Source organism: Sphingomonas rhizophila (assembly GCF_014396585.1).
GTDB classification, from domain to species: domain Bacteria; phylum Pseudomonadota; class Alphaproteobacteria; order Sphingomonadales; family Sphingomonadaceae; genus Sphingomicrobium; species Sphingomicrobium rhizophilum.
The window spans coordinates 148,463-174,656 of record NZ_CP060717.1; the positions used below are offsets into that span (position 1 = coordinate 148,463).

Consider the following 26,194-nt stretch of genomic DNA (forward strand, 5'->3'; position numbering starts at 1 on the left):
GCAGGCGGCGCCCGATGAGCAACCGTCCCCGCATCGCCCTGCTGTCGAACCCCAAGTCCACCGGCAACATCAATCAATTGCCGAGAATTCGGGCGTTCTGCGACGAGAATCCGGACGTATTCCATTACGAGGTCGAGCGCGCCTCGCAGATCGGCGAGGCGATGGCGACGATCGCGCGCGTCCAGCCTGCGTTGCTGGTCATCAACGGCGGCGACGGCACGGTCCAGGCGGCGCTGACCGAATTGCACAACGGCGGTCACTTTGCCGAAGATGCCCCGCCGGTTGCGGTGCTGCCGAGTGGCAAGACCAACCTCATCGCGCTCGACCTTGGCGCGGCCGGGGATCCGGTGGTGGCGCTCGGCCAACTGCTCGCCATCGCGCGGGGCGACATCAAGGCGCACATCGTGGCGCGGGAATTGATCGCGCTATCGGGGGGGTCGGATTCCTCGCCGCCGGTGATCGGCATGTTCCTCGGCGGCGCTGGCCTGGCCGACATCATGCTGTACTGTCGTCACCGCATCTATCCGCTGGGCCTTCCAAACGGCATCAGCCATTTCATCACCGCGATCGCGGTCATCCTGCGCCAGGTGTTCGGGCTTCGCGCCAGCTTCCTTCCGCCCGAGCCTGCGCAGCTCAGCGTGTCGATCCGCCGCGAGGGCGAGCTTCGCGGACGCTTCGCGCTGATGTTCGTGACGACCCTGGAAAAGATCCTCCTGTCGAGCGAAATTGCCGCCAAAGGCCATGGCGTGCTCAAGTTCGTCGCGGTGGAACAGAAGCCGCTGTCGCTGCTGCGCGCCTTTTTCGCCAGCCTGGTCGGACGGCTGGGCCGGGTGAAGATGCCGGGCGTCCATATCGAGGAAGCGGACGAGATTTCGATCGAGGGCGACCGCAGCGAAGTCATCCTCGACGGCGAGACGTTCCGCGCCGAAATCGGCAAGCCGATCCTGCTGCGGCGGACCAATCCGCTGTCGTTCGTCCGCCTCGCCGCCTGAGCCCATGCAAAGCCTGACCGACCTGGTCGCCGCCGAGCTGGCCGAGCCGGTCGACGCGCGGGTTTCGGCCATGGCCGAGGCGATTGCCGCCCGCCACGGCGCGGCCAGCCGGGCGGTACTGTTCTACGGGTCGTGCCTTCGCGAAAAGCAGCTCGACGGCCTCATGCTCGATTTCTACCTGATCGTTTCCGACTACCGCGCGGCCTATGACAGGCGCTGGCTGGCGACCGCCAACAGGTTGATCCCGCCCAACGTCTTCCCATTCCAGCATGACGGGCTCGCCGCGAAATATGCGGTGTTGAGCGAATCGGACTTCCACCGGCTGTGCGGCCCGGAAACCCGCAACGTCTCGGTCTGGGCGCGCTTCGCACAGCCATCACGGCTGGTGTGGTCAGCCGACGCAGCGGCGCGCGGCGCCGCAGCGAGGGCAGTTGCGCGGGCAGCGCCGACGCTCCTCGCGGCCGCCGGAAAGGTGACGGGGGAAGCGCCGCTCGACTGGTGGCGGCGTGCCTTCGCACTGACCTATTCGTCGGAACTCCGTGCCGAGCGGAAAGGCCGCAGCCAGTCGGTGGTCGATGCCGACCCGGACCGTTACCGTCGATTCAGCGAACCCGCCATTGCGGCGATTCCGGCGAGCGCCATTGGCGGGGGGTGGGCGCGGCGCCGGATCGAAGGGAAGGCGCTGTCAGTCCTTCGCCTGGCCAAGGCCAGCGCGACCTACGCCGGCGGCGCGGAATATATCGCGTGGAAGATCAACCGCCACGCCGGAACGAACATCACACTGAAACCTTGGCAGCGGCGGCACCCGCTGCTGGCCGCTATCAGCCTGCTGCCGCGCTTGGTTCGCTCGGGCGCGATCCGCTAGACCGGCGCGCGAGCGAGGTGGCGACCGCCGAGGCGAGGGCCCCGACCGTGAAGGGCTTGCGAAGCAATTCGTAGCCGATCAGGTCGTCGGTTTCGCCCTCTCCGACATAGCCGGTGACGAACAGGACGGCGATATCGGGCCGGCGCTGGCGAAGCTCGCGGACCAGTTCGGGCCCAGTCATTTCGGGCATGACCACGTCGGAGATGACAAGGTCGAAGTCTTCTTCCGCGAACCGCTCCATCGCTTCGGCCCCGCCGGAACATGCGACCGGCTCGTAACCAAGGTCTTCCAATGCATCGACGGTCGCGTTGCGCACGCGCGCGTCGTCCTCGACCAGCATGATCCGCGCGCCGGGGACGGTGAAGTCCTCATCGACCCGCTGGGCGGCCGGGTGGACGGTGACGTTGGTCGCCTGCGCTTGGGTGCGCGGCAGGTAGAGGGACACCGTCGTGCCCTTACCAACTTCGCTTTCGATCCCGACCTCGCCGCCCGATTGATGGGCGAAGCCGAAGATCTGGCTGAGGCCGAGGCCAGTGCCCTTGCCGACTTCCTTGGTGGTGAAGAACGGTTCGAACGCCCGCTCCCGGACCTCTGGCGTCATGCCGCAGCCCGTGTCCTTGACCGCGATCTCCAGATAGTCGCCGGGCTGGATGTCGCCGACGGCATTGGCGGTCATCGTCCGATTGGCGAGACTGATGGTCAGCGTCCCGTCACCGTCCATCGCGTCGCGCGCATTGACGGCGAGGTTGAGGATCGCGTTTTCAAGCTGGTGGCTGTCGACGAACACCGGCCAGGCGTCGTCCAGCAGATCGGTTTCGACCTTGATCCGTTCCCCGAGTGTACGGTCGAGCAGGTCGCGCATGCCCATGATCAGCATCGGGCTTTCGACCCGTTCGGGAAGCAGCGGCTCGGAGCGCGCGAAGGACAAGAGGCGCCGGGTCAGCGCCGCGGCGCGAGTGGCACCCTCCATGGCGTTGTTAAGGTGGAGCTGAACATCGCGACGCGGCCCGGAAAGGCGCCGCCGGGCAAGGTCGATACCGCCAACGACGACGGCCAGCATGTTATTGAAGTCGTGCGCGATTCCGCCGGTGAGCTGGCCCACCGCCTCCATCTTCTGCACCTGGCGAAGCTGCGCCTCTGCCGCCTGACGTTCTATCGCCTCCGCCTTCAGCGCCTCGTTGGCGTCACTCAGTTCCTGCGTACGTTCGGCAACCGCTCGCTCCAGCGCCAGCGCGCGCTCGGTCTCGTCCTCGACCTGGCGGCGTGCGAGCGCGTTCTGTCGAAGTGCGACCACGGCGACGGCGCCAAGGAAGATCGCCATGACGCCGACGATCAGGCCGAGCCAGCTCAGATAATCGGTAAGCCGGTCGGCACGGGCCGCGAAATATTGGGTTTCCTGGATCCTGTTGGTGAGGGTCTGCCGCTCGGCGTTGGCAATCTCGGCAAGCTTGGCCCGTAGCGCCTCGCCGGTCGCCGAGCGCGACGCGGCGTAATAATATCCGGTGCCCCCGGCCCCCGTCCCGCCGCGGTGGCCCGCGCGGCAAGCGCGAACTCCTCGCCGCGCTTCTGGTAAAGTCGCTGCAACTCCTCGATCCGGGGACGTTGCTCCGGTTCCTTGCGGATCAGCCGCTCGAGTTCGTCAATCTGCTGCCCGGCCAGGCGCCATTGCCCCAGATAGATGTTGCCGCTTCCCTCGACATTTTCGTCGAGGACGAAGCGGCCGAGCGCCGCTTCCGAGCGCGAGATGGTCGCGTCCAGCGTCCGCGTGAGCAACGTCACGTCGTAGGTATGGCGTTCGTCGTCGAGCGCGGTGTCGCGGGCCTGGTTGGACATGGTGACGAGAAACACCATGCCGAGCAGGATCAGCGCGGCGATAAGGCCGCCAGCAGCCGCGCCCCCCCGGCGCCAGTCCATGCGCTCCTCTTCGGCCGTCATCCCGTCGTTCTAGACCTCAGCGGCACGGCGCGAAACCCCCAAGCAACTCAGCCGATGCACCCCGTCGCCCGGCCTGCCGCTTCGAACATGCCGAGGATCTGGTCGACCTGCTCGCTGCTATGTTCGGCACAAAGGGAGCAGCGCAGCAGGGTCATGTTCGCTGGAGTCGCGGGCGGGCGCGCCAGGTTCACGTAAAGACCCTCGTGAAGCAGCGCTTCCCACATCGCCGCGCCCTTCTCGAGGTCGGGCATGATCACCGCGATGATCGCCGATTGCGGCTCGTCGGTGCCGAGTTGGAAGCCGAGCGCCTTCAGGCCCGCGTGAAGCTTCTTCGAATTTTCCCACAGGTGCGCGCGCTTGTCCGCGCCGTGCATCAGCTTGCGGATCGAGGTCGCGGCGGTGGCGACCACCGACGGCGGCAGGGAGGCGGTGAAGACGTAGGGTCGGCACACCAGCCGCATGATTTCGAACTTCGGGTGGTTCGAGACGCAGAAGCCGCCGACGGTGCCGACCGACTTGGAAAAGGTGCCGATGATGAAATCGACGTCGTCGATGCAGCCCTGGGCCTCGGCGACGCCGCGGCCATGTTCGCCGATGAAGCCCATCGAGTGCGCCTCGTCGACCAGCACCATGGCGCCGTGCGCCTTCGACACCGCGACCATCTCCTTCAGCGGCGCGATGTCTCCGAGCATCGAGTACACGCCCTCAAGCACGACCAGCACGCCAGCGCCCTCGGGCAGGCGCTTCAGCCGTTTTTCGAGGGCATCGATGTCGTTGTGGCGGAAGGGGACGATGTTGGCATTGCCCAGCGCGCAGCCGTCATAGATAGAGGCATGGCTGTCGATATCGAGGACGATGTAGTCGTCCTTGCCGGCGATGGTCGAAATGATGCCAAGGTTGGCCTGGTATCCAGTGGAAAACACCATGGCATGGTCCATGGCGTAGAAGTCCTTGAGCGCTTCTTCGCACGCCTTGTGCCCGGCGTAGGTTCCGTTGAGCACCCGGCTGCCGGTCGTGCCCGAGCCATATTCGTCGAGCGCCTGCTTGCCCGCGGCGATGACATCCTGGTCGAACGTCATGCCCATGTAGTTGTAGGTGCCGAGCAGCACCGTTTCACGGCCGTTGCAGATCGCGACAGTCGGGGACACCACCCGCTCCATCACCAGATTGAACGGATCGGTGAGGCCAGTCGCGAGCAATTGCTCACGCGTTTCGATCAGCGGGTCGAACTTGGAGAAGAGGTCGGTCATCGACCGCTCAGCCCTTGAGCTTCTCGACCGCGTCGACCAGCTGGCCGACGGTCTCGATCTCGGCCTGCTGGTTCATCGTGATGAGGATGTCGAACTCGTCCTCGATGTTGGCCACGAAATCGAGGACGGTCAGGCTGTCCCATTCGAGGTCCTGAGCGAAGCGCGTGCTGTCGGTCACCTCGATGCCCTTCTTGTTGAACGGCTCGATAAGGCTTTTGACCTTGGCGTCGGTGTCGGCTCGGTTCGTCATGCGCTGCGTCCTAATCGGGAGGGGCGCCTTTCGCAATCAAATCGGGCGGGAAAGAGGCGCGGGGGCTTGCCTTCGCGGCCATTAGGCTGTTGCATGAGCGCAGGGGGCGCTGATGAGCGAGGATCGGCCGGAGCTATCGTCTGAGAAGGCCGTGATCGCGGCCTCGCCGCCGGCGCCGCGAAAGCCGGTACTCGGCGACCCGGACTATGAATTCCCGAAGGAGGTGCACAACCTCCTGATGGCCGCCAACCAGACCAACATGACGCTGTCGGAAATGGCGGATTCGAAGGCGTCAATCCTGCTCGGCGCAAGCTTCGTCGTGTTCTCCATCTCGATCGGCAACCTCGCCGAGGGCAGGACCGACCTGCCCATCCTGGCGCTGACCAGCTTTTCGTTCATCGCGACGCTGTTCGGAGTGATGACCGTGCGGCCCAACCGAATGCGGAAAGCCAAGGCGCCGATCCCGGCTAGCAAGGTGAACATCTTGTTCTTCGGCAGCTACATCGACTGCCCGCGCGAGGAATATGTCGACGAAGTGATGCGCGTCCTGTCGTCGGAGGAGGAGGTTTACCGTCGGCTGGCGCGCGACCTGTGGGATCATGGCCACGTCCTTCGCGACAACAAATACAAGTGGCTCTACTGGAGCTACACCTTCTTCTTCTACGGCATGGTCGTGACGGCCATCGTCCTGATCTTCCAGCTCGCCATGCGCTAGAGCCAACCCTTGTCCCGATACCAGCAGGCAGTGTCGGCAAGGCCCTGCCTCGTGTCGATGGCCGGCCGCCAAAGCGAGGCATCCGGACGCCGCGCCGGGTCGACGACCCAGTCTGGGTGGGAGAAGTAGGAGGCGCGGTCGGGCGTGAGCTTGGCCCGCGAACCCCGCAGGATCGTATCGGCCTTCGCCGCCCATTGCAGCACGGGACGCGGAGCGGACAGGATGAGCGGCTTGCGGCCGACACTATCGCCGAGGGCTTCGCCGAATTCCCTGTGGCTCCATCCACCGGGACGTTCGTCATCAGGCTCGACCGTCAGTCCACTCGGTGCGTCGGGCCGGGCGAGCGACAGGAGCAAGCGCGCGAGGTCGTCGACGTGGATAAGCGACAGGCGCCCTTCCGGCGGCATCAGGATCACCCCGCGCTTCGCCATCTTGAACAATTCCAGCGTCTCGCGGTCGCCGGGGCCATAGACGGCCGGCGGGCGGACGATGGCCGAAGGCAACGGCGATGCCGTGACCAGCGCCTCCGACCGGGCTTTCGAGCCGCCGTAGTGCGACAATTGCGGCTCGCGCGCCGACAGGGAGCTGACGTGGGCGAAGCGGCCAACCCCGGCCTCGCGCGCGGCGGCAAGGACCATCCCGGTGCCGATGACGTTGCCCGCTTCAAAACCAGCGCGGTCGGGCGCATTGATGACGCCGGCGATGTGGATGACCGCGTCAGCCCCGGTGGAAAGAACGCGCAGGCTTTCGGCGTTGTCGAGGGCGCCCTCGATCCAGTCGATGCCCTCGCGGGGCGCCTGCGGTCGGCGGGTGAGGGCCCGGATGCGGTGGCCGCCGGCAAGCGCGAGGTCGATCAGGCGCGATCCGACGAAGCCGGTGCCGCCGGTGACCGCCAGCGTCACAGGGGCGACCAGGGCTCTTCCTCCGCCGGCGCATCATCGCCGCCTTCCTTGGCCAGCGTCAGCCGGTCGAGCAATGCTTCGAGCACCGCGTCCACTCCGATGCCGCCGGCCGCGCTGAGCGGCAGGACGGGGAGGCCGCTGGCCTCCTCGAGCTCCGCCGACAGGGCGTCGATCAGTTCCTGGTCGAGCGTGTCGACCTTGTTGAGCGCGAGTACCACCGGCTTGTCGGCAAGGCCGGCGTCATAGGCCTCGAGCTCGCCGCGCACGATATTGTAGCTGGTCGCGACGTCCTCGTCATTGGCATCGACCAGGTGAAGCAGGACCTGGCAGCGCTCGATATGGCCGAGGAAGCGGTCGCCGATCCCGGCGCCTTCCGCCGCGCCCTCGATCAGGCCGGGGATGTCGGCGACGACGAATTCGCTGCCGCGATGGCTGACGACGCCAAGCTGCGGCCTGAGCGTGGTGAAGGCGTAGGCGCCCACCTTCGCGCCGGCATTGCTGACCGCGTTGATGAAGGTCGACTTGCCCGCGTTGGGCAGGCCGACCAGGCCGACGTCGGCGAGCAGCTTGAGGCGTAGCCAAACCCACATTTCCTCGCCCGGCCAGCCCAGACCGTGCTGGCGCGGGGCGCGGTTGGTCGACGTCTTGTAGCTGGCATTGCCCCGCCCACCGTCGCCGCCCTTGAGGAAGTGGATGCGCTGGCCCTCCTCGGTGAAGTCGGCGAGCAGCGTGCGTTCTTCGTCGTCGGCAAGGATCTGGGTTCCGACCGGCACCTTGATGACGAGGTCGCGACCACCGGCGCCTGTCATGTTGCTGCCCGCACCGCCCTTGCCGCGCGGGGCGCGGAAGTGCTGCGTGTAGCGGAAGTCGATCAGCGTGTTGAGGCCGTGCGCGGCCTCGAAAACGATGTCGCCGCCCTTGCCGCCGTCACCGCCGTCGGGGCCGCCATACTCGATGAACTTTTCGCGCCGGAAGCTGACCGCGCCGGGACCGCCCGCGCCGGAGCGAATGAAGATCTTGGCCTGGTCGAGGAAATGCATGGCTGCGCCTTTAGGCGAAGCGACGGGCAAAGGCCAACGGAGGAGTCGGTCAGGAGTTCATCGGCGGATGATGAGGACTCCGTCATGGCGCGGGGTGCACGGGCGGCAGCACCGTGACCCCATCTCGAACGAGGGAGGAAATGATGAAGGGACGACTTCTTCTGGCCGCGGCGGCAACATTGCTGGCGCCGACTGGCGCCGAGGCGTCGACGACATTCACTGGAGTCATGAGCGGGCTTGGCGTCGCAGGGCCTTCGGCGACCTGCGCGCCGCTTCCGTTCGGCGGCTCGATCGATCCGGCGACGACCACCGGCACCTCGAACATCGGCAATTTCACCTATGGGCACACCATATGCCTGGCGAGCGCGGCGGGCGGGCCGATCGTCGGGACCTTCACCCTGAGCTTCGCCGAGGGCAATCTGCTGGGCAGCCTGTCGGGAAGTTCCGCACCGACCGGAACGCCGGGCCTGTCGGCCATCAACCTCGACTATCTCGTGACCGGCGGTACCGGCCTGTTCGCCGGGGCGACCGGTGCCTTCTCCGGCATCGGCACGACCAACAGTGCGGTCAGGCCGTCGATCGTCAATTACGCCTTCGACGGCCAATTATCGATCGCGCCGGAGCCGGGGACATGGGCGATGATGTTGCTCGGCTTCGGCGCGATCGGTTTCGGCCTCCGCCGGCAACGACGTTCGGTCCTGCAGGCCGCCGGATGATCAGGCGTCGGCGAAGGCGTCCGCCTTTTCGACGATGGTGATCTCGCGCAGCAGCGCATCGACGCTCTGCGTGAGTTCCGGCAGGAACGTGATCTGGTGCCTGGCACCGCGGTAGGATTCGACCAGCAGCAGCGCGTCGAGCAGGATCGGCACGACCAGCGTTTCGGCATCGTCCATTTCCGAAAGCGCTTGCAGCTTGGCGAGTGCCTTTTGCCGCGCCCGTTCCGGGTTCGACACTGCTTCCGTACGCCCGATCAACCAACCCATCCGACTCTCGCTCCTTCTTGAGGACCAAGGATAGGCGCGATGGGCGGATAAAGAAGTTCGGACTGGCGTTCCGGGGCGCCCGTTCGGCGTAAGCGCGTTAGTCGCGTTTGCCCGCGAGCACCGCGATGACCTGGCTGACGCCGATGTCGCGTGCGGCCGAGCGGGGCAGGCCGCAGGCGCGCGCGACCTCCGAGCCGGCAAGGCTGTCGCCGATGGCAAGCAGGACGAGGCCAAGGGTTGCCTGGTCGAGAGGACGCGAATCGCCGGGTTCGGAAATGTCGCGGACGACCCCGGCGATGGCATCGACGACCGGCTGCAACGCCTCGCGCTGGCGGGTGAGGACCACCCACGCCATCAGCTCGCCAACGCGCTGTTCCTCGAACGCGTCGAACATTTCGCCAATAACGTCGCGCAGCCGAACTTCGCCGCGCCGCATCCGGCCGATCGACCCGGTGATCGACCCGGCGACCTGATGGGCGATGTCTTCGGCCAGCGCCCGGTGGAGGCCGGCGACCGACCCAAAATGGTGGAGAAGATTGGCGTGGGTCCGGCCGATGCGAAGTCCGACCGCCTTTAGCGTGATCGCTGCCACCCCCTCGTCGCGGAGCAGGGCGCGGGCCGCCGCGACCGCCGCGGTACGGCTTTCGTCGGAACTCATCCGTTTACGAATCGGCAATGTTATTGACATTTATGTCAGCAATAAGCATTTTCGAACATCAAGAGAGTGTGGAGTGGTTCGATGACTGCCGCAAGCGTGACCCCGACCGACCTGACCATCATCCCGCGCGATCGCCGTTTCGGTCGCGATGAGCAGACGCCGCGTTGGTGGCTCAATGGCGACCCGGTCGGCACCGCGCTCTACAATGCACTGTCGGCGACCTTCCCGCTGGGCGAGGCCTTTTTCGTGGAGAGCGTCCGCGCCTACCGCGACGGCGTGCCACCGCGCCTTGCCGAGGACATCCGCAATTTCACGACGCAGGAAGTCGTCCACAGCCGCGAACATCTGGCGTTCAATCGACGGGCGGCGGACTCCGGCTACGACCTCACCCGGCTTGAGGCCAAGGTCGCCGAGCGGCTGGCCGTCACCAAGGGCAAGCCGCCGATCGTCAGCCTGGCCGCCACCATGGCACTGGAACATTTTACCGCAATCCTGGCCCACGCCCTGCTTGCCGATCCGCGCCACCTGAAGGACGCCGATCCCCAGACCGCAGAGCTGTGGCGGTGGCACGCCAGCGAGGAGATCGAACACAAGGGCGTCGCCTACGATACCTGGCTCCATGCGACGAAGGACTGGACGCGCCGCAAGCGGTGGACGGTCAAGGCCAAGGTGATGCTCTACGTCACCCGCAACTTCATCGTCGACCGCACCGCCGGCGCGCTCGAACTGCTTCGCCAGGATGGCATCACCGGGCCGCGCGCGGTGGCGCGGATGCTATGGTTCCAGTGGGTCGCGCCGGGCATGTTCCGCAAGATCTTTGGTGCCTGGGCGGCCTTCTTCATGCCTGGCTTCCACCCGTGGAACGAGGACGACCGCGCGCTGATCCGCGAATATGAGGCAATGGCGACCCCGTCGAACCCGTCCGCACGACAGGTTCGCCGGGCCCACAAGGCGGCTTAGGCGGCTAGCGCCGGCGGGGACAGTCCTCGCACCCGCGCGACACCAGCGACAGGCGGTAGAGGTTGGTCACGACCTCGGCTCCGCGGGCGCAGCTGAAGCGGGGCGCGCTCAGCCCGGTCGGACGGAACCCGAGTTTCTCGAGCACTCGCGCCGAGGCGGGGTTGTCGACAAAGTGGCCAGCTTCCAGCCGGTCGAGGCGAAGCGCACGCGCAATGTCGATCAGTGCCGTGCCCGCTTCGCTGGCAAAACCGCGACCCCAATCGCTGCGGCGGATCCAGTAGCCCATTTCAATCGCGCCGGATGGCTTGCGGTTGAGGCCGCAGCCCCCGACCAGGCGCGGCGCGGCGGCCGTCCGTTCGAAGATCAGCATGCTGGGAAGGCCGGGATCCTGCGGCTTGGACAAGCCTGCCTTTGCGTCGGCCAGGCCATAAGGCCAGGGAGCGCTGCCGAGGTTGCGGACGATCTGTTCGTCGGCAATCGCGCCGGCCAGCGCGGGCGCGTCCTCAGGGAAACCGGGTCTCAACAACAGTCGTTCGGTGCGGGCGAACATCACTTCCTCCTTCTCCCGCAGCCCAGCTAGGGCCGCTTCGTGACAGTTTCGGGAGAAGAGTTGGACGCATGAAAAAAGGGAGGAGAGGGGGCTTCCCTCTTCTCCCTTTTCGAGTCCGCTTTCGTGGACCTGTCCGGGCGCCCCCTCTTGGGAGCGGCCCTTTATCGACCGGTCCCGATTACTCCGCTGCCTCTGCCATAATGGCTTCGACGTGTACGAATTTGCGGCCTTGGCGTCCGTCGCGGAAACAGACGCGACCGTCCGTAAGCGCAAAAAGGGTATGGTCCTTGCCCAGGCCGACGTTGTCGCCCGGGTACCAGCGGGTGCCGCGCTGACGCACGATGATGTTGCCGCCGCGAACGACTTCGCCGCCGAACTTCTTCACGCCGAGGCGCTTCGATTCCGAATCACGGCCGTTACGCGACGAGCCGCCTGCTTTCTTATGTGCCATGACTTACTTCTTCTCGGTCTTGCTGGCGGCGGCCTTCGGGGCTGCCTTCTTGGCTGCGGCCTTAGCAGGTGCAGCATCAGTTGTCGACGATTCCTTGACGGCCGCGGGCTTGGCCGCCTTTTCGGCCTTGGCCGGGGCGTCCGCCTTGGTCTCGACCTTGGGCGTGTCAGCCTTGGTCGCGGCTTTCGGAGCGGCCTTCTTTTCCGCCTTCTGGCCGCCGATCGACACGATCTCGAGGATCGTGTGCTGCTGGCGATGACCCCGCTTGCGGCGATAGTTGTGGCGGCGGCGCTTCTTGAACACCGTGACCTTTTCGCCCTTCGCCTGCGCGACGATCTTGGCGCCGACGGTCAGGCCGTCGGTTGACTTCAGGTCGGAACCTTCGCCCGCCAGCAGGATGTCGGTCAGGTCGATCGTGTCGCCGGCTTCGCCAGCCAGCTTTTCGACGACGATCTTGTCTCCGGGGGCAACGCGATACTGCTTGCCACCCGTGCGCACGATAGCGAACATGGGCTCTTTCACTTTCCGTCAGAAATCTTTGCCGCGCGAGGAAAAGCGCCGCGTGGCACAGACGCCCCGCGCGGGAAGCGTGCCGCCTATGGGCTCATGCCGATTCTGTCAACCGCGCGGGAAGCGCGGATCAGTGTTTCAGGCCGGGCTTCAGCTTGTAACGCTGTCCGTCGAAGCCTTCGAACATGGAATCGAGCGCGGGATGGTCGACCTCCTCAGCCTCGTCGTCGAGCACCAGGTTCTGCTGGCTGACGTAGGCGACGTAGCTCGATTCCGCATTCTCGGCGAGCAGGTGGTAAAACGGCTGCTCCTTCGCCGGGCGCATATGTTCCGGGATCGCCTGGTACCATTCCTCGCTGTTCGAAAATTCCGGATCGACGTCGAAGATCACGCCGCGGAAATCGAGCAGCCGGTGGCGAACCACTTCGCCGATGGTGAAGCGGGCGGGGGAGGTGGTGGAAGGCGTGGGCGCGGACATGCTTCATATGTAATGCCGCCAGCGGGCGAGGCAAGCATCAGGCGGGGACCGGATGGCCCTTCCAGTCAAGGCACGCGCCGCTGTCTGCTGGCGTCAGCGCGTCGATGACGCCGATCAGGGCCCGGGCGCTCTGCGTCGGCGTCAGCAGCTGTCCGTCGGGCAGGTTGCGCTGGAATGGCGCCGACAGGCCCGTGTCGACCGTGCCGGGGTGGAAGCCGACCAGGATCAGGCCGGGCCGGGTCCGCGCCAGTTCGATCGAAAAGGTCCGGATGATCTGGTTGAGCGCGGCCTTTGACGCGCGATAGCCGACCCAGCCGCCAAGCCGGTTGTCGCCGATCGACCCGACCCGCGCCGAAAGGATGGCGATGACGGCTCGGCCGTCCGTCCGCATCAGTGGCAGGAAGTCGCGCACGACCAGCGCCGGTCCAGTGGCATTGACCCGGAAATAGCGGTCGAACGCCTGCTGGCTGGTCATCCGGATCGCCTTTTCCGGCTCGATCCCGTCACCGTGGAGCAGGCCGCTGGCAACGGCCAGCAGGTCGAACGGCCCCTTGCCGGACAGCCCGCCGCGGCCGCACCGATCGACGCTTCGTCTTCCAGGTCGATGGCGGGCACCGACCGGCGCGACAGCCCGGTGACTTGATCCCCTCTCACTCCCAGCGCCGCTGCGAGGGCACCGCCGATGCCGCCCGACGCGCCGATGACGATGGCTTTCATGGCCCTTATCAGACCCGCGCGACGCGGGCTTTGCAAGCAGCCAAACCGCTGCTAGAGGCCGCCGCGACCTGAAGCGCCGGCACGTCCGGCCAGCACCGTCTTGTCATGCGGAGAGGTGGCTGAGAGGTCGAAAGCACCGCACTCGAAATGCGGCGTGCCGGCAACGGTACCGTGGGTTCGAATCCCACCCTCTCCGCCACGCACCCCTGAAACCATTCTCTTGTCCGAGAGCCCTTAGCTAAGCCTCGGAACAGGCGCGTACAATTATCCGCGTATCGGGCCTTGGCCTTCCTCGAATAGGCCGAAACAGGGGCAATCCGCGATATAAACCGATGGCCAGTCTCCGGTCGGAGGCTAGTCGGTACCCTTTGACCTGTTTGGCTGCTAACAGGGAAAATTCGTCAAATCGGGCTCCGAAACAGGCATCCTGAGCCGACGCGTGGCGCGTCTGCTATGAAAATTTCCTCGAAAACCGTCATTTCCTGTTCGTCGGAAGCCCCTCCCTCTTATTCGCCATAACAGGGCATTTAATCGACCATATCAGGGTATTTGATCGCTCGGATCAGGCAATTTCGCGGGAAAACAGGTCAGGACGAAAGTTGCTGGATCCAGCGACGCTGTGCGTCCCAATCAGATGGCATGGGGTTGCGGACCAGGTCTTCCAGCTTGAGGCCAGCAGGCTGCCGCCCATCGATGATGTCGCGCTGGATATCGGGCGCCAGGAAGGCGAGCCGAATGACGCGGCGATCGTACCTGGGGGCAGGCACCGTCTCGAGAGTTGGAATGCCATTTCGACAATGGGCAAGCATACCGTGCGCGGCACGAAGCGCCTTGATCAATACGTCGTCGCGCTTCGGTGCAAAGGACTTCGTTGCACGGATCGACGGACCGCGACGAGTCATCCCAAAGGTTGCCGGCACGCGGACGGAAATCAGATCAGCGTCAGTCGGGTGGGGATCGATCGATTGGTCATGGCTGAGGTTCCGTTTCAGCGTTCGCGCGAGCCTCGCCGGAAAGCTAAGAGCCATCTCGCCATCGCTGAGCTGTGCCCTGTACACCGTCTCGATCGGATCGGCTGCGTCGGGCAAGAGCGCCATAACGGTTCCGCGTACAAAGCCCTCAAGCTGCTTGGCCGGAATCCGAACCGACGAGCCTGGCGCACTGGCCCGATGATAGTAGCGATAGCGGACGCCGCGAGCGCCGCGCGAATGGGTCGGTGACAATCGCCGACCACTCGCGTCGAATAGCTTGCCTGCCAGCGGGCTGATCTCGGTAAGCACTATGACCCGTTCACGACGGTGGGAGGCGAGCATCGCCTGAACCTGATCGAACAGGTCAGCATCAACGATGGCTTCATGCTGACCCCGAAGGTCTGGCTCTTGTGAACGATGTCGCCGACGTAAACGCGATTCTGAAGCAGGTGAAACATGGCTCCGCGGCTAAAGGGCTGCCCGCCAAGCTTTCGACCTTTCGCTGTGACCCGCATCTTCGAGCGGATGCCCTCCTGTTCGAGATGGACAAGGAGACGGTGGACCGACTGCAGGTCGAGATAAGTTCGGAAAATCGACCGAACGACCTCCGCTTCGGCTTCATTCACGACCAAAGCCCGGCTACCGTTTGTCGGCAGGTCGTAGCCGAGCGGCGCTAGACCGCCCATCCACATGCCCTTGGCCTTCGATGCGGCGATCTTGTCGCGGATGCGCTCGCCAGTGACCTCGCGCTCGAATTGGGCGAATGAAAGCAGGACGTTGAGGGTCAGTCGACCCATGCTGCTGGTGGTGTTGAACGCCTGGGTGACGCTGACAAAGCTGACGTGGGCGGCATCGAAGGTTTCGACGATCCGCGCGAAGTCGGCCAGCGAACGGGTGAGACGATCTATCTTGTAGACGACCACGACATCGATCTTGCCAGCGCGAACGTCGACAAGAAGCTGCTGGAGGCCGGGACGCTCCATCGACCCGCCCGAGTAACCGCCGTCATCATAGAGTTCGGGGAGAGCCACCCAGCCTTCACAAGCCTGGCTGAGGATATACGCTTCCGACGCTTCGCGCTGAGCGTCTAAGCTATTGAAGCCCTGTTCGAGGCCTTCCTCGGAGCTCTTGCGGGTGTAGATAGCGCAGCGCTTCATGGACGTAATCCGAAGAAGCGGGGGCCATTCCATTTGGACCCGGCAATCGCTGTCGCCGCGGCGGACAGGCTCTTGAACTCCCGGTCGCGCCAGCGGAAGCCACCGGGCGTGACGGTGACCTCGACCTCTTCGCCCTGCCACTCGCGCCTCAGTGTCGCGCCGACGCCAAGGTGCTTGCCCTCGGCCTCGACCGCGCCCCGTCTTCGGAGAGCTGCACGAGTTTCCCCGTCGAGCCCTCCGTGCACGGCTGCCTGCATTCGCCAGGCCAGCATCAGGCGCAGTAGGGTTTCGGACCGGAAGCGTGGCGCAGGACCGAATCTACGTTCCCATTCTGCGCGAAGCTGATGGAGGTCGAGCTGCTCAACGGCCGCTACTTCCTCTTGGAGCAACGTGCTCACGCGGACAGCTCCGTGCGATAACGGCGGATGCCGTCGATCTTTTCGGACGTAACCGTGAAGCCCTTCTTCCTGAGCGAGCCGGACATGGCGCCCCGGACAGAGTGCTTTTGCCATCCGGTGACGACGACGAGCTCATCGATCGTTGCACCGCCCTTCTTGCCTAGCGCCGTGACGAGCAGGTCCAGTTTTGATGGCGGTCGCTCAGGCGCAGTGTGGGCAGTCTTCATCTTCGATTTAGGCTTGGTCATCTTCGTTCTCCGGCTCGGGCGCCAGAAGTTGGCGCCGCTACCGAGACGAGCCCCGCGTCGGGGAGAACAAACCATGCCCAATATCCACAGGCTCATCCAGTCCGAAATAGGTTACCGCTTTGAAAAGAGTGTAGGTTCGCGCTATGTTCCAACGCATGAGCAAGAGTGTCGCGGGGCGCACCCCAGTCGCCGCGATCTGTCGGTAATCTACCGGCCGATCGCTGATCTCAAACCGGATCCACGCAATGCGCGGACCCATCCCAAGAAGCAGATCGAGCAGCTGTGCTCGTCGATCCGGAATTTCGGGTTCACCAACCCAGTCCTGGTCGACGAAACCGGCACGCTTATTGCCGGGCACGGCCGACTAAGAGCGGCCAAGGAGCTTGGCCTTTCCACAGTACCCGTCATTGAACTTCTCGACCTTAATGAAGCGCAGAAGAAGGCGCTTCGCCTTGCCGACAACAAGATTGCCCTGAATGCTGGTTGGGACCTCGAAATCCTCAAACTCGAATTGGCGGACATTGCCACGCTCGACGTCGACTTCGACTTGTCGCTGACCGGCTTCGCTTCCGGCGAGATCGACGTGGTCCTGAAAGCCGCCAACGACCCTGCAGAGGAAATCATCCCGGCTGTCCCGAACGATCCAAAGACGAAAGTTGGGGATATCTGGATCCTTGGGGATCATCGCATCGGATGCGGAGACGGCCGCGATGTCGAGTTCCTCCAGCGGGTCGTCGGCGATGGCCAGTCGATCGACGCCGCCTTCATGGACCCGCCCTACAATGTGAAGATCAACGGCCACGCCAACACCAAAGGCAGGCATCGCGAATTCGCGATGGCGTCCGGTGAAATGACCGACAGCGAGTTTCGCACGTTCTTGCGCGAGACGCTTGGCGCTGCCGCAAAGGTCTCTCGAAACGGCGCAGTTCACTTCATCTGCATGGACTGGCGTCACCTCGACGACGTCAGCGCCATAGGCGCCGGCATTTACGATGAGCTTCTCAACATCTGTGTCTGGAACAAGAGCAACGCCGGCATGGGCTCGCTCTACCGGTCGAAGCACGAGATGGTGTTCGTCTATCGGGTAGGCTCGGCGGCGCATGCGAACATGGTTGAGCTCGGCAAGTATGGCCGCAACCGGACCAATGTCTGGGATTACCCGTCCGTCAATTCGATGGCCGGCAGTCGGCGTGAGGACCTCGCCCTTCATCCGACCGTCAAGCCCGTCGCAATGGTGGCGGACGCCTACCAGGACGTTACGAAGCGAGGCGACCTCGTCTTCGACATGTTCCTGGGATCGGGAACCTCATTGATTGCTGCCGAGCGCACAGGTCGCCGCTTCCGCGGCTGCGACATCGATCCTGCCTACGTCGATGTTGCCGTCGAGCGATGGGCCCAGATGACGGGCGGCACGCCTCGACTGGAGAAGGCGGCATGAGTGGCGGTCGATTTGTCAAAGGACAGAGCGGCAATCCCAATGGCCGTCCCAAGGCACGACGACCAAATGTCTCAGCCTTCGACATCATCTTCGACAAAAAGCTGTCTTCCTCCCAAGGTGGCGTTGAGCAGGAGATTTCGGTCGACGAAGCTCTCGAGTTGCAGACGTATCAAGGAGCTTTGAAGGGCAGCAAAATGGCCGTGCGCGCGGTGCTCAAGATGATCGCAAAGCGAGAGGCGGCAGTCTTGAAGACTGCGCCTCCCGGGCTCCATACGCGATGGAATGGAAGTGGGAAGAAGACCCGCGAAACGCCGACGATGCGATGCTGCTGTTGGGGATAACCGTCCCTGATCCCAAGTGGACCGATCGCCTCTGTAAATATGGCACACGAATGAAGATGTCCGATTGGGCAGCTCAGGCCGGCATCAGCCGACCTGGTCGTCGTGTCCTCGATACCAAGGACATTGAGGGCATTAAGATGTGCGCCCTCAATCCGCAAAATCTTAAATGGTCGCGGGGTTCCAGATAATGACTCAATCAAGGCGTGATGAGCCTGAGCTTGGCTATGGGAAACCGCCGGTTTCTAATCGCTTCAAGAAGGGTCAAAGCGGCAACCCGAAAGGTCGCCCTAAAAATCGGAAGCGGGGCCTCCCGTATGACCACATTCTCGGCCAGATGGTGACGATCCGCGAGGGAGGTCGCGAGCGTCGGGTTACTGCTGCGGAGGCGTTCCTGTTGCATCTCACAAAAAAAGGGTTGGAAGGGGACAGTGCCGCCGCCCGAGCAGCCTTAGCTGCGATCGAGGACGCGCGTAGCAAAAGGCCGGAGGAACAAACGCTAGCGCGCACAATCGTTTGCAAGTCCGTCAGTCCAGGAAGTGTCGGCCAAGCGATAGATGCGCTTGGAATGGCCGTGAAGCTCCATCCCTATACTAAGGACGCACGCTACGCTCTCAAACCTTGGATTGTCCAAGTTGCCGTCAATAGGCTGAAGCCGGGCAAACTGACCTTGGCTGACCAACAGGTCGTGGTAGCCGCCACGCGAACGCCAGAGAAAGTGGTCTGGCCCGACTGGTGGGAAGCGCGTTCCTGAACGCCTGCTTTGCGCCCTTCGCGGTCATTCAGAGCCAAAAATTGCTTTTCGGAAAGCAGACATTCGATCCCGATGCTGCGAAAAGGGGTTTGAACCAACCGGAGGTCCAGTTCCACGCAAACTGGCACAAGATTCGATTTCCGGTCTGAAGAATAAGCGAGTTTCGCAAGCCCCGCCGTCCCATCAAAGATGTTTTAGAGACCGCGTTGCACGCCGCGACGAAGCAAAGGGAAGGCAGAATCATTATTCGAGGCTAGGAATTGCGATGTATCCATGTTCGCAATATCATCAGCGCGCCGGCAGCTGCGCTGCAAACAGCCAAAACTGGCCAATCAGATGAGAGAATCGCAGCCGAAATCAACAGTGCTGCCGGTATCACGCCTGGATTGCTCGCTGGCTTTTTTTCAAAGGCCCGCGAAAGGATTTGAAGATCGGTCGCGGAAATGGTCACGGGTATTTTCCCAGTGCGAGCGAATTTATCGATTTGCCCGATGATTTCCGGAGTGCTCAGCGTTGCACGCGCTAAGGCCACTCCGATCTTCTTTGCTTCCTTCTTGAGCGTGATAAGGCTCGTTCGTTCGGCGATCAGCTCTCGTGCGACCGGCGCCAGTTCATCAGCGATATTGAACGCCGGGTCCAGTCGACGAACGAACCCTTCGGCGGTCAATAACGTTCGTAGTACGAGAGCAAGATCTGGCGGCAATGCCAGCTGAAACTCCCGCAGCAGACGGAAGACCTGCTCGAAGATTTTGGAAAGATCGACGTTCGAGAGCACAACATCCTTGAAGCTATCGATCAATTCGCCCAGCGCGAACTCCAGCCGGTCCCGATCCACTTCAGGATCCCCCGCCCAGATCATCAGGATGTCTGCTACCCCGGCAACATCGTCGGACGCGATAGAAAGGGCGAGCTGGACCAGTTGATCACGCCGCCGCGGCAAAAGCGTACCAACCGCGCCAAAATCGATGAAACCAAGCGACCCGTCTTGCAGCAAAATCACATTGCCCGGATGCGGGTCGGCATGGAACTGCCCGTGGAAGATGATCGACCGCAAGATCGCCTGTGCGTAAGTGCGCGCTACGGCCTGTAAATCGACCCCGGCCTCACGCGCACGATCAAGATCTGTCGCAGGCGTACCGATCAATCGCTGCTGGACGTTGACGCGCCTTCCACTCAACTCCCATTCAAAAGAAGCCGTACGGACGCCTAAGGGGGCGAGAAATGCGCCAATGGAGTCGCTTGATCGCCCTTCGGCCGACAGGTCCATTTCGCGGTCCAGGCTCTCAGCGAATTGACTGAGTAGTTCATCGGGCTTGAGCCTGGCGAGTTCGGGGATGCGGTTTGCGGCCGTTCGGGCAAACCTGCGCAACAGCCGGAGGTCGGCGTCGACGATCGCGCCGATGCCGGGACGGCGAATTTTGACGATGACCGATCGCCCGTCGAGCATCGTCGCGGCATGAACCTGTGCGATTGACGCGGCGGCAAGCGGCTCCCGGTCGAAGCTCGAGAAGTAGCTGTCCAGATCACCGCCGATCGCATCCTCAACCGCCGGAGCGATCTCCTCAAAGGGAACGGCCGGAACGCGGTCCTGCAAGGTTGACAGGGCGTTGATCCACTGAGGGCCGAGCAAATCGCTGCGCATGGCGAGGATTTGTCCAAACTTGACGCCAACCGGTCCGATATCCCTGAGCAGCGCGACGACCGCATCGGGGCGGGCATCGACGAACTGCCCATCGTCTGGTGAGCCAAAACCTAGTTTTGCGCTCAGACCGCGCATCCCGTGCCGCCCGAGAAGTGTGACGAGCTGCGCGAAGCGATCACGCTCCCGCATGCGTTCTGCTTCTTGCCGTCGAGAGCCGGTTGAAGGATTCCGGCTCACTTCGAGGCAGGTTCAATCAGGTCGACCGCCGCTTCGACCTTGGTCAGCATATCAGCAAATTTATTGAGCTCGTCCTCCGACAGTGCGCCCATGGTCCGCGAAAGTATCGTTTCGTAGAGCGGCTGGGCCCGCCCGAGCATGGCTCGACCCTCTGCCGTCAGCTCGAGAAGTTTGGTGCGGCGGTCGCCGGGAACCGGCATACGCCGTAAGTGTCCGGCAGCTTCGAGAGCGTCAATCGCCTGCGTCACGGTGCGGGGCGCCTGGCCGAAGAATGACGCAATGTCCGTTGAGCGCTTCGAACCATCTTCGAGGAATGCAAGGAGACGGATCTTGGCCAGCGAAGCGCCGTGTCGAGAAAGGTTGCGGTCGATGAGGCGCTGCAGGCGAAGATAAACCCAAGCGAACTGTTTCGAAACGGAAATTAGTTTGTGAGGTTCCATATCATATGCTCTTGCTTCATTTGCGAGGATGGGGCAAGCGGCCCTTTTTCTGCAGAAACCTGCGACTCCCAATCCTTCCGAGAACGAATGATGGCCACACAAGTGATGGATGCGAACGAAAATTCTGCCGCCGGGTCTGAGCGCAAGTCTCCGCTGCGCTCGAGAAATGTCCGGATCGCGCTGCTGGTTGTGGCTTTGGCAGCCATCGCTTTCGGAATCTGGTGGTATCTCGACTACGAATCTCGCGGAAAGTATCTGCAAAGCACCAACGATGCGTTTGTTCAGGCGGATTCGGTCGTCGTCGCTCCCAAGATAGGTGGCTATATCGATCGCGTCTTTGTCGACGAGAACCAGACCGTCCGCGCCGGCCAGCCCCTCGCGCTGCTCGATGCGCGCGATTACCGGGCCCAGTCGTCGCAGATCCAGGCCCAAATCGAAGCGTCGCGCGCGACCGCTGACACTGTTCGCGCTCAGGTTGGGGAGCAGCAGGCAGCCTTGTCTCAGGCGCAGGCGCAGTTGAATGCAGCGCAATCGGACGTCGCCTTCGCGAGCGAACAGGTCGCGCGCTTCGAGCCGTTGGCTCGGACCGGCGCGGAGTCGCGCGAGCGGCTTAGCCAGCTGCGAAATCAGCTCCGGCAGGCCCAGGCGCAGGCAGCGACGCGCCGGGCGGCTGTTTTGGCGGCGCAACGCCGCTTCGGCACGCTCGACGCCCAGATCGAGCAGGCGCTCTCGCAGGCCCGGGCGGGCGAGGCGCAGCTGAGGGCCGCCGATGTCAATGTGCAGAGTACGACGATCCGGGCCAGCATCGCCGGCCGGGTCGGGGACCTGGCTGTGCGCGTGGGTCAATTTGTTCAGCCAGGCACGCGGCTGATGACCTTGGTGCCGGTCGACAAAATCTACGTCGAAGCCAACTTCAAGGAGACGCAGGTCGGGCTCATGCGGGTCGGGCAGCCGGTGACCATCAAGGTCGATGCCCTTCCAGGCATTGAGCTGACCGGAAAAATTGCAAGCTTCGCGCCGGGAACGGGGGCTCAGTTCTCAATTCTCCCGCCGCAAAACGCGACCGGCAACTTCACCAAGATCGTGCAGCGGATCCCGGTTCGGGTGGCCATCGACGCCTCGCCTGAAGTCCGGCGGCTGCTGGCGCCCGGCATGTCGGTGCACGTCACTGCCGATACTCGTTCGGCTCGCGGCGAGTTGGATCGGATCCGTAAGGCGCAAGAAGCGAGAAGGTAAGCGAAGTTGGCGGCCTCCATCCCCATCGGCAAGACTGCAGCTCGGGAGGAACGGGCTGATCTAAGCGCTTGGTTGGCAGTGGCAGCTGGCAGCCTAGGTGCCTTGCTTGCTACGCTCGACGTCTCGATCGTCAACTCAGCCTTGCCGACCATCCAGGGTGAGATCGGCGCGACAGGCACCGAAGGCACCTGGATCGCGACCTCGTTCCTCGTTGCCGAAATCATTATTATCCCGCTCAGCGCGTGGCTGGAGCGCTTGCTCGGACTGCGAACGCTGCTGTTCGTCGCGGTGACACTGTTCACCGGTTTTTCAATCCTGTGCGGAGTCGCGGACGATCTCACCACGATGATCATCGGCCGTGCAGGGCAAGGCATCACCGCCGGCGCCTTGATCCCCACCGCCATGACGATCGTTGCGACCCGACTCCCGCCCCATCAGCAACCGATCGGCATGGCGCTGTTCGGCGTGACCGTCATCTTGGGGCCTGTCCTGGGTCCGCTGATCGGGGCTGGCTGACGGAAAATCTCAGCTGGCATTACGCATTCTTTGTCAACGTTCCGGTGTGCATCGTTTTGCTTCTGCTGTTGTGGCTTGGCCTCCCCCATCAACGTCCGGACTGGAGTTATGTGCGCGAGGGCGACTGGTTTGGCATAGCCGGGCTCATTCTGGGTCTGGGTGGCCTCACCGTCGTGCTAGAGGAAGGCCATCGCGAAGAATGGTTTGAATCGCCTCTCATCATTCAATTGACGCTGATGACGCTCGTCGGATTCGCGCTTCTGCTGGTTGGCCAGAAATATGCGCGACGACCGGTCCTCAAGCTCAGTCTCATCTTCACCAGGCAATTCGGCAGTATCGTGATCATGGCGCTGGTGGTCGGCATGGCGCTCTACGGCACCATCTACGTCATCCCGCAATTCCTTGCCCTCATCTCCGACTACAACGCCCTACAGACCGGGTACGTAATCGCGCTGATGGGCTTGCCGGCGCTGTTCCTGATGCCGATCGTGCCTTTCCTCATCACCCGGATCGATATTCGGCTCGCGGTGGGCAGTGGTTTGCTGCTGATGGCGATCAGCTGCTGGATCACCACCAATCTGACGACCGAGGCCGGCGGCGGCGCATTCACGGCCGGTCAGATCCTGCGCGGAGTCGGCATGATCTTCACCATGCTGTTTCTCAATCAGGGGGCGATCGCGGCGGTGTCGAAGGAAGATGCCGGGGACGCATCGGGCATCTTCAACGCCGCCCGAAACCTTGGCGGTTCCTTTGCGCTGGCAGCGCTTGCGACCATTCAGGATCAGCGTCTCTGGCATCATAGCCGCCGGATGGAGGAATCTCTCTCCGCCAACAGCTGGTCCGTGCAGGACTATCTGACGGGTATTCAGGCCGGTCTCGGCAGTGCCGAAGCCGCTATTCGGACACTCGCGGGTTCCATCCAGCAGCAGGCCTTCGTCATGACCTACAATGACATATTTTTTGTCATGACCGTCGTCATCGTCCTGTCCATTCCACTCGTCCTTTTCCTGCGTCCGCTGCCCAAGGGCATGTCGCTTTCCATGCACTGAGGTTTCATGCGCACCGCCTACCTCCCCATCCTCGCCGTGCTGGCCCTTGGCGGCTGCACTGTCGGTCCAAACTACAAAGGTCCCGTGCCCCTTCCTGCCATCGCGAAACCGGGCGAGACTTTCGTTCGCGCCTCCCAGTCCACTTCGTCGAACCAGCCGGCACTGGCGCAATGGTGGACTGCGCTCAACGATCCCGTCCTCAATACACTTGAGGCTAGGGCGCTGGCCGGCAATCCGGGACTGGAAGCCGCTCGCGCGAGAATTGCGCAGGCTCGGCAAAACGTCCGTTTCGAGCGCGCGGATCGACTCCCGGCGGGCTCTGTACAGGGAAGATATGTCTACGCCGACTTGCCGGGTCTCGATCTCGAGCAGGGTGGCGGCTCGACGTCGGGACCGCCAACCTCGCCACCGACCGGCGACGAGGATTCGGAAGCAGGAACAACGATCGACTTTTTCAATCTCGGCCTCAACGCAAATTGGGAAATCGACGTTTGGGGTGGCAAGCGGCGATCGGCCGAGGCAGCGTCCGCCCAGCTTGGCGCGGCCGTCGCCAATGAGGCCGACGCCCAGGTCCAGCTAACTGCTGAAATCGCCCAAGCCTACACGAACGTTCGCGAACGACAGCATCGTCTGGCTTCGTTGAGACTGGCCTCCGATGCTGATCGGACGCTTCTCGATCTGGCCGAGCAACGGTTTCGTCGAGGCGCGACCACCGCATTTGAAGTCGAAAAAACCAAAACTCAACTCAGGGCGACCAACGCCGACATCGAGAAGGTTCAGGGCGAACTCGAGGTCTATCTCAACGCGCTTTCGGCGCTGACCGGCGCAGCACCCGGCGTTGTGGATCCTTTGCTGGCTCCACTCGGCTCGATCCCTCTGCCCCCGGCCTCGGTCGAAATAGGAGACCCCGCGTCGCTGATCGCCCGTCGGCCGGACATTCGTGCTGCCGAGCGCAACCTTGCAGCCGCGACTGCCAGGATTGGCGTTGTCGAGGCTGCACGGCTTCCAAAGATCAGCTTTATGGGAATTTTGGGAATAGGCGGAGCTTCACCGGGCGACCTCTTCGACTTGGGTAACATGAGCAAGATAGCCTTGCCGCAAATTGAGTGGGGATTGCTGGATTTCGGCCGCAGCCTGGCGCGTCTTCGACAAACCCGATCAGCGCGGGACGAAGCTGAGGCCCAGTATCGACAAGCCGTCTTGACCGCGCTCCAGGACGCGGAATCGTCGCTCTCGCGGTTCGGGCGCCAGCGGCAGTCGGTTGCCGAGTTGGCAGAAATCAAAGCGTCCGCCGACCGAAGCGCTGCTTTGATGCGACAACGGTACAACGTTGGAGCTGCCTCGCTCCGCGAAGCGCTCGAGGCGGACCGGCAGAGCCTCGAGGCCGGGCGCAATCTTGTCGCAGCAACGGCTGCGCTCACCGGTAGCTTCATTGCTGTTCAGAAATCACTGGGCCTTGGCTGGCAGCAGCCGCCATCCCCCGGCAGAGGCGACACAGGACGGTAATGGAGACGCGATCCAACTTCCGGTTGGTACTGGCGGTCGTGGCAATACTGTTTCTCGGCCTCGCGTTTTTCGCTTTTTATATTTCGGGCGAATCGCGGTCGCTTGACGCGCGCTATCATGTCCATTTTACGAAGAGCGTATCAGGCCTGGATGTCGGATCCGGTGTCACCTTGTCAGGCGTTCCAGTGGGTCGAATTGAAGCAATCTCAATCGACCCGCTCAATCCAGAAATAGTTTTGATCACGCTGGCGCTGAATGAAAAGGTGCCGATACGACGCGGTGTTCGAGCCGACATCAGCCGATCCTTGATGAGCGGAGATGCGACGCTCGTACTTATTCCGTCTTCTGAGGGGCCGCTAATCAATCCGGTAGGCCGCGATGATATCGGGCGAATATTAGCGGTCAGCAAACGGAGTAGTGGCGACCCCGCGCAGGAAGCTATGAGTGTCGCCCGTAAGCTCGACGGAGTCGTCGACAGTCTCGACGCCGAAGGTCAGCAGAAAATCTCGGCGACGCTTGAGGGGGTGGTGGAGCAGACCGCTGGATGGGAAAAGACCGCCTCACGCCTGACAAGGTCAATCAAACCTCGCAGCATTCGAATGGTGGCGGACGGAATCTCGGGCGCCGGACGAACAGCCGAGCGACTTAGCAGGTCAATTGAATCCGCTGACGGCGATGTCGCCCGCGCACGAGCAAGAATTCGCAGTTTTGGGGAAGGTGCTGACAATTTTTCCCGATCGTTGGAAGAGGCCCGTCCGTCGATCCAGCAGACGTCCCGGCAGTTGCGCCAATCAGAGAAAACTATTCGCGGCATCCGAGCCAACGTCGCGACCGGAAAGGACACCATCGAGGATATTCTGCCAGATGGAAAATGACCGATCACGCGGAGATGGAGTTTGTGCCAGCCAGAAAATCTCCCGTGCCAATTCTGCGATATCAGTCGGCAAGAATGGCTCCTGAGCTATCGCAAAGCAGACGGTCAGCTAACGGCCACTCTCGGACATTCGG

The 26,194-nt window shown here is 63.2% G+C and carries 31 protein-coding genes, 1 tRNA gene and 1 pseudogene; 13 read left to right on the forward strand and 20 right to left on the reverse strand.

Annotated features, from left to right (window positions below; translation table 11 throughout):
• Window positions 1-14: 14 nt before the first annotated feature.
• Window positions 15-992 (forward strand): diacylglycerol/lipid kinase family protein, encoded by a 978-nt coding sequence (locus H9L12_RS00710; RefSeq protein WP_187542209.1) that lies wholly within the window; start codon window positions 15-17, stop codon window positions 990-992.
• A gap of 4 nt (window positions 993-996) precedes the next feature.
• Window positions 997-1,857, forward strand: a complete 861-nt coding sequence (locus H9L12_RS00715; protein WP_187542210.1) for a hypothetical protein — start codon at window positions 997-999, stop codon at window positions 1,855-1,857.
• Here H9L12_RS00715 and H9L12_RS00720 read toward each other — a convergent pair.
• The 4 genes from H9L12_RS00720 to H9L12_RS00730 form a co-directional block, all read right to left on the reverse strand.
• Window positions 1,814-3,178: an ATP-binding protein gene (locus H9L12_RS00720; RefSeq protein ID WP_246450459.1), complete on the reverse strand. Its 1,365-nt coding sequence runs from the start codon at window positions 3,176-3,178 to the stop codon at window positions 1,814-1,816. The two genes, H9L12_RS00715 and H9L12_RS00720, sit on opposite strands and share 44 nt — an antisense overlap.
• Before the next feature lie 26 nt (window positions 3,179-3,204).
• Complete coding sequence (locus tag H9L12_RS13220; protein WP_246450462.1) at window positions 3,205-3,771, reverse strand: CHASE3 domain-containing protein; 567 nt, start codon at window positions 3,769-3,771, stop codon at window positions 3,205-3,207.
• A gap of 68 nt (window positions 3,772-3,839) precedes the next feature.
• The gene (gene spt / locus H9L12_RS00725) at window positions 3,840-5,042 is read right to left on the reverse strand and encodes a serine palmitoyltransferase (RefSeq protein ID WP_187542211.1); all 1,203 of its coding nucleotides are present in this window, start codon (window positions 5,040-5,042) and stop codon (window positions 3,840-3,842) included.
• A 7-nt stretch (window positions 5,043-5,049) separates the two neighbouring features.
• On the reverse strand, window positions 5,050-5,292 hold the full coding sequence (locus tag H9L12_RS00730) for an acyl carrier protein (RefSeq protein WP_187542212.1): 243 nt from the start codon (window positions 5,290-5,292) through the stop codon (window positions 5,050-5,052).
• Between the two features lie 112 nt (window positions 5,293-5,404).
• Between H9L12_RS00730 and H9L12_RS00735 the strand changes: the two genes are divergently transcribed.
• Window positions 5,405-6,007 carry a Pycsar system effector family protein gene (locus tag H9L12_RS00735; RefSeq protein WP_187542213.1) on the forward strand — a complete coding sequence of 201 codons (603 nt, stop codon included), beginning with the start codon at window positions 5,405-5,407 and terminating at the stop codon, window positions 6,005-6,007.
• Here H9L12_RS00735 and H9L12_RS00740 read toward each other — a convergent pair.
• Both H9L12_RS00740 and obgE read right to left on the reverse strand, forming a co-directional pair.
• Window positions 6,004-6,909: an NAD-dependent epimerase/dehydratase family protein gene (locus H9L12_RS00740; protein WP_187542214.1), complete on the reverse strand. Its 906-nt coding sequence runs from the start codon at window positions 6,907-6,909 to the stop codon at window positions 6,004-6,006. The genes H9L12_RS00735 and H9L12_RS00740 overlap by 4 nt on opposite strands.
• Complete coding sequence (gene obgE, locus H9L12_RS00745; protein ID WP_187542215.1) at window positions 6,906-7,949, reverse strand: GTPase ObgE; 1,044 nt, start codon at window positions 7,947-7,949, stop codon at window positions 6,906-6,908. The genes H9L12_RS00740 and obgE overlap by 4 nt, the downstream gene beginning before the upstream one ends.
• A 140-nt stretch (window positions 7,950-8,089) precedes the next feature.
• Between obgE and H9L12_RS00750 the strand changes: the two genes are divergently transcribed.
• Window positions 8,090-8,665, forward strand: a complete 576-nt coding sequence (locus H9L12_RS00750; RefSeq protein ID WP_187542216.1) for a PEPxxWA-CTERM sorting domain-containing protein — start codon at window positions 8,090-8,092, stop codon at window positions 8,663-8,665.
• On the opposite strand, the gene H9L12_RS00755 is transcribed toward H9L12_RS00750, so the two are convergent.
• Window positions 8,666-8,932, reverse strand: coding sequence for a hypothetical protein (locus H9L12_RS00755; protein ID WP_187542217.1), 267 nt, complete (start codon window positions 8,930-8,932; stop codon window positions 8,666-8,668).
• A 97-nt stretch (window positions 8,933-9,029) separates the two neighbouring features.
• Entirely contained in the window at window positions 9,030-9,590 is a 561-nt protein-coding gene (locus H9L12_RS00760; protein WP_246450465.1) for a TetR family transcriptional regulator, read from the reverse strand.
• An 81-nt stretch (window positions 9,591-9,671) separates the two neighbouring features.
• Between H9L12_RS00760 and H9L12_RS00765 the strand changes: the two genes are divergently transcribed.
• On the forward strand, window positions 9,672-10,550 hold the full coding sequence (locus tag H9L12_RS00765) for a metal-dependent hydrolase (protein WP_187542219.1): 879 nt from the start codon (window positions 9,672-9,674) through the stop codon (window positions 10,548-10,550).
• A gap of 4 nt (window positions 10,551-10,554) precedes the next feature.
• Here the strand turns inward: H9L12_RS00765 and H9L12_RS00770 are convergent, their stop codons facing one another.
• From H9L12_RS00770 to H9L12_RS14030, 6 genes are all read right to left on the reverse strand, one after another.
• On the reverse strand, window positions 10,555-11,100 hold the full coding sequence (locus tag H9L12_RS00770; protein ID WP_187542220.1) for a GNAT family N-acetyltransferase: 546 nt from the start codon (window positions 11,098-11,100) through the stop codon (window positions 10,555-10,557).
• Between the two features lie 178 nt (window positions 11,101-11,278).
• Window positions 11,279-11,551, reverse strand: coding sequence for a 50S ribosomal protein L27 (rpmA, locus tag H9L12_RS00775; RefSeq protein ID WP_187542221.1), 273 nt, complete (start codon window positions 11,549-11,551; stop codon window positions 11,279-11,281).
• 3 nt (window positions 11,552-11,554) lie between these two features.
• On the reverse strand, window positions 11,555-12,061 hold the full coding sequence (rplU, locus tag H9L12_RS00780) for a 50S ribosomal protein L21 (protein ID WP_187542222.1): 507 nt from the start codon (window positions 12,059-12,061) through the stop codon (window positions 11,555-11,557).
• Between the two features lie 130 nt (window positions 12,062-12,191).
• Window positions 12,192-12,539 (reverse strand): heat shock protein HspQ, encoded by a 348-nt coding sequence (hspQ, locus tag H9L12_RS00785; protein WP_187542223.1) that lies wholly within the window; start codon window positions 12,537-12,539, stop codon window positions 12,192-12,194.
• A gap of 37 nt (window positions 12,540-12,576) precedes the next feature.
• Window positions 12,577-13,014: an SDR family NAD(P)-dependent oxidoreductase gene (locus H9L12_RS14025; protein WP_343060427.1), complete on the reverse strand. Its 438-nt coding sequence runs from the start codon at window positions 13,012-13,014 to the stop codon at window positions 12,577-12,579.
• The gene (locus H9L12_RS14030; protein WP_343060428.1) at window positions 13,011-13,256 is read right to left on the reverse strand and encodes a hypothetical protein; all 246 of its coding nucleotides are present in this window, start codon (window positions 13,254-13,256) and stop codon (window positions 13,011-13,013) included. The genes H9L12_RS14025 and H9L12_RS14030 overlap by 4 nt, the downstream gene beginning before the upstream one ends.
• A 109-nt stretch (window positions 13,257-13,365) precedes the next feature.
• On the opposite strand from H9L12_RS14030, the gene H9L12_RS00795 reads away from it, so the two are divergent.
• A tRNA-Ser gene (locus H9L12_RS00795) sits at window positions 13,366-13,455 on the forward strand.
• 388 nt (window positions 13,456-13,843) lie between these two features.
• On the opposite strand, the gene H9L12_RS13225 is transcribed toward H9L12_RS00795, so the two are convergent.
• The 4 genes from H9L12_RS13225 to H9L12_RS00810 all read right to left on the reverse strand — a co-directional run bounded on the left by H9L12_RS13225 (window position 13,844) and on the right by H9L12_RS00810 (window position 16,030).
• Complete coding sequence (locus H9L12_RS13225) at window positions 13,844-14,353, reverse strand: hypothetical protein (RefSeq protein ID WP_246450469.1); 510 nt, start codon at window positions 14,351-14,353, stop codon at window positions 13,844-13,846.
• Between the two features lie 182 nt (window positions 14,354-14,535).
• Window positions 14,536-15,384: a recombinase family protein gene (locus H9L12_RS13230; protein WP_246450470.1), complete on the reverse strand. Its 849-nt coding sequence runs from the start codon at window positions 15,382-15,384 to the stop codon at window positions 14,536-14,538.
• On the reverse strand, window positions 15,381-15,782 hold the full coding sequence (locus H9L12_RS00805) for a DUF2924 domain-containing protein (RefSeq protein WP_187542224.1): 402 nt from the start codon (window positions 15,780-15,782) through the stop codon (window positions 15,381-15,383). The genes H9L12_RS13230 and H9L12_RS00805 overlap by 4 nt, the downstream gene beginning before the upstream one ends.
• The gene (locus tag H9L12_RS00810) at window positions 15,779-16,030 is read right to left on the reverse strand and encodes a DUF3489 domain-containing protein (protein ID WP_223177128.1); all 252 of its coding nucleotides are present in this window, start codon (window positions 16,028-16,030) and stop codon (window positions 15,779-15,781) included. The genes H9L12_RS00805 and H9L12_RS00810 overlap by 4 nt, the downstream gene beginning before the upstream one ends.
• A gap of 73 nt (window positions 16,031-16,103) precedes the next feature.
• On the opposite strand from H9L12_RS00810, the gene H9L12_RS00815 reads away from it, so the two are divergent.
• The 3 genes from H9L12_RS00815 to H9L12_RS00825 all read left to right on the forward strand — a co-directional run bounded on the left by H9L12_RS00815 (window position 16,104) and on the right by H9L12_RS00825 (window position 18,560).
• Window positions 16,104-17,468 (forward strand): site-specific DNA-methyltransferase, encoded by a 1,365-nt coding sequence (locus H9L12_RS00815; protein ID WP_187542226.1) that lies wholly within the window; start codon window positions 16,104-16,106, stop codon window positions 17,466-17,468.
• Entirely contained in the window at window positions 17,465-17,809 is a 345-nt protein-coding gene (locus tag H9L12_RS00820; RefSeq protein WP_187542227.1) for a DUF5681 domain-containing protein, read from the forward strand. The genes H9L12_RS00815 and H9L12_RS00820 overlap by 4 nt, the downstream gene beginning before the upstream one ends.
• Before the next feature lie 166 nt (window positions 17,810-17,975).
• Window positions 17,976-18,560 (forward strand): DUF5681 domain-containing protein, encoded by a 585-nt coding sequence (locus H9L12_RS00825; RefSeq protein WP_223177129.1) that lies wholly within the window; start codon window positions 17,976-17,978, stop codon window positions 18,558-18,560.
• A 253-nt stretch (window positions 18,561-18,813) separates the two neighbouring features.
• Here the strand turns inward: H9L12_RS00825 and H9L12_RS00830 are convergent, their stop codons facing one another.
• Complete coding sequence (locus tag H9L12_RS00830; protein WP_118856151.1) at window positions 18,814-20,391, reverse strand: ABC1 kinase family protein; 1,578 nt, start codon at window positions 20,389-20,391, stop codon at window positions 18,814-18,816.
• A 44-nt stretch (window positions 20,392-20,435) separates the two neighbouring features.
• On the reverse strand, window positions 20,436-20,879 hold the full coding sequence (locus H9L12_RS00835; RefSeq protein ID WP_147493494.1) for a MarR family winged helix-turn-helix transcriptional regulator: 444 nt from the start codon (window positions 20,877-20,879) through the stop codon (window positions 20,436-20,438).
• An 87-nt stretch (window positions 20,880-20,966) separates the two neighbouring features.
• Here H9L12_RS00835 and H9L12_RS00840 point away from each other — a divergent pair, with 87 nt between their 5' ends.
• The 4 genes and pseudogenes from H9L12_RS00840 to H9L12_RS00855 all read left to right on the forward strand — a co-directional run bounded on the left by H9L12_RS00840 (window position 20,967) and on the right by H9L12_RS00855 (window position 26,061).
• Window positions 20,967-22,115 (forward strand): HlyD family secretion protein, encoded by a 1,149-nt coding sequence (locus H9L12_RS00840; RefSeq protein ID WP_425506787.1) that lies wholly within the window; start codon window positions 20,967-20,969, stop codon window positions 22,113-22,115.
• A gap of 6 nt (window positions 22,116-22,121) precedes the next feature.
• Window positions 22,122-23,680: pseudogene (locus tag H9L12_RS00845) on the forward strand (MDR family MFS transporter).
• 6 nt (window positions 23,681-23,686) lie between these two features.
• Complete coding sequence (locus H9L12_RS00850) at window positions 23,687-25,186, forward strand: efflux transporter outer membrane subunit (protein WP_118856145.1); 1,500 nt, start codon at window positions 23,687-23,689, stop codon at window positions 25,184-25,186.
• Entirely contained in the window at window positions 25,186-26,061 is an 876-nt protein-coding gene (locus tag H9L12_RS00855; RefSeq protein ID WP_147493493.1) for an MlaD family protein, read from the forward strand. The genes H9L12_RS00850 and H9L12_RS00855 overlap by 1 nt, the downstream gene beginning before the upstream one ends.
• The last annotated feature ends 133 nt before the right edge of the window (window positions 26,062-26,194 follow it).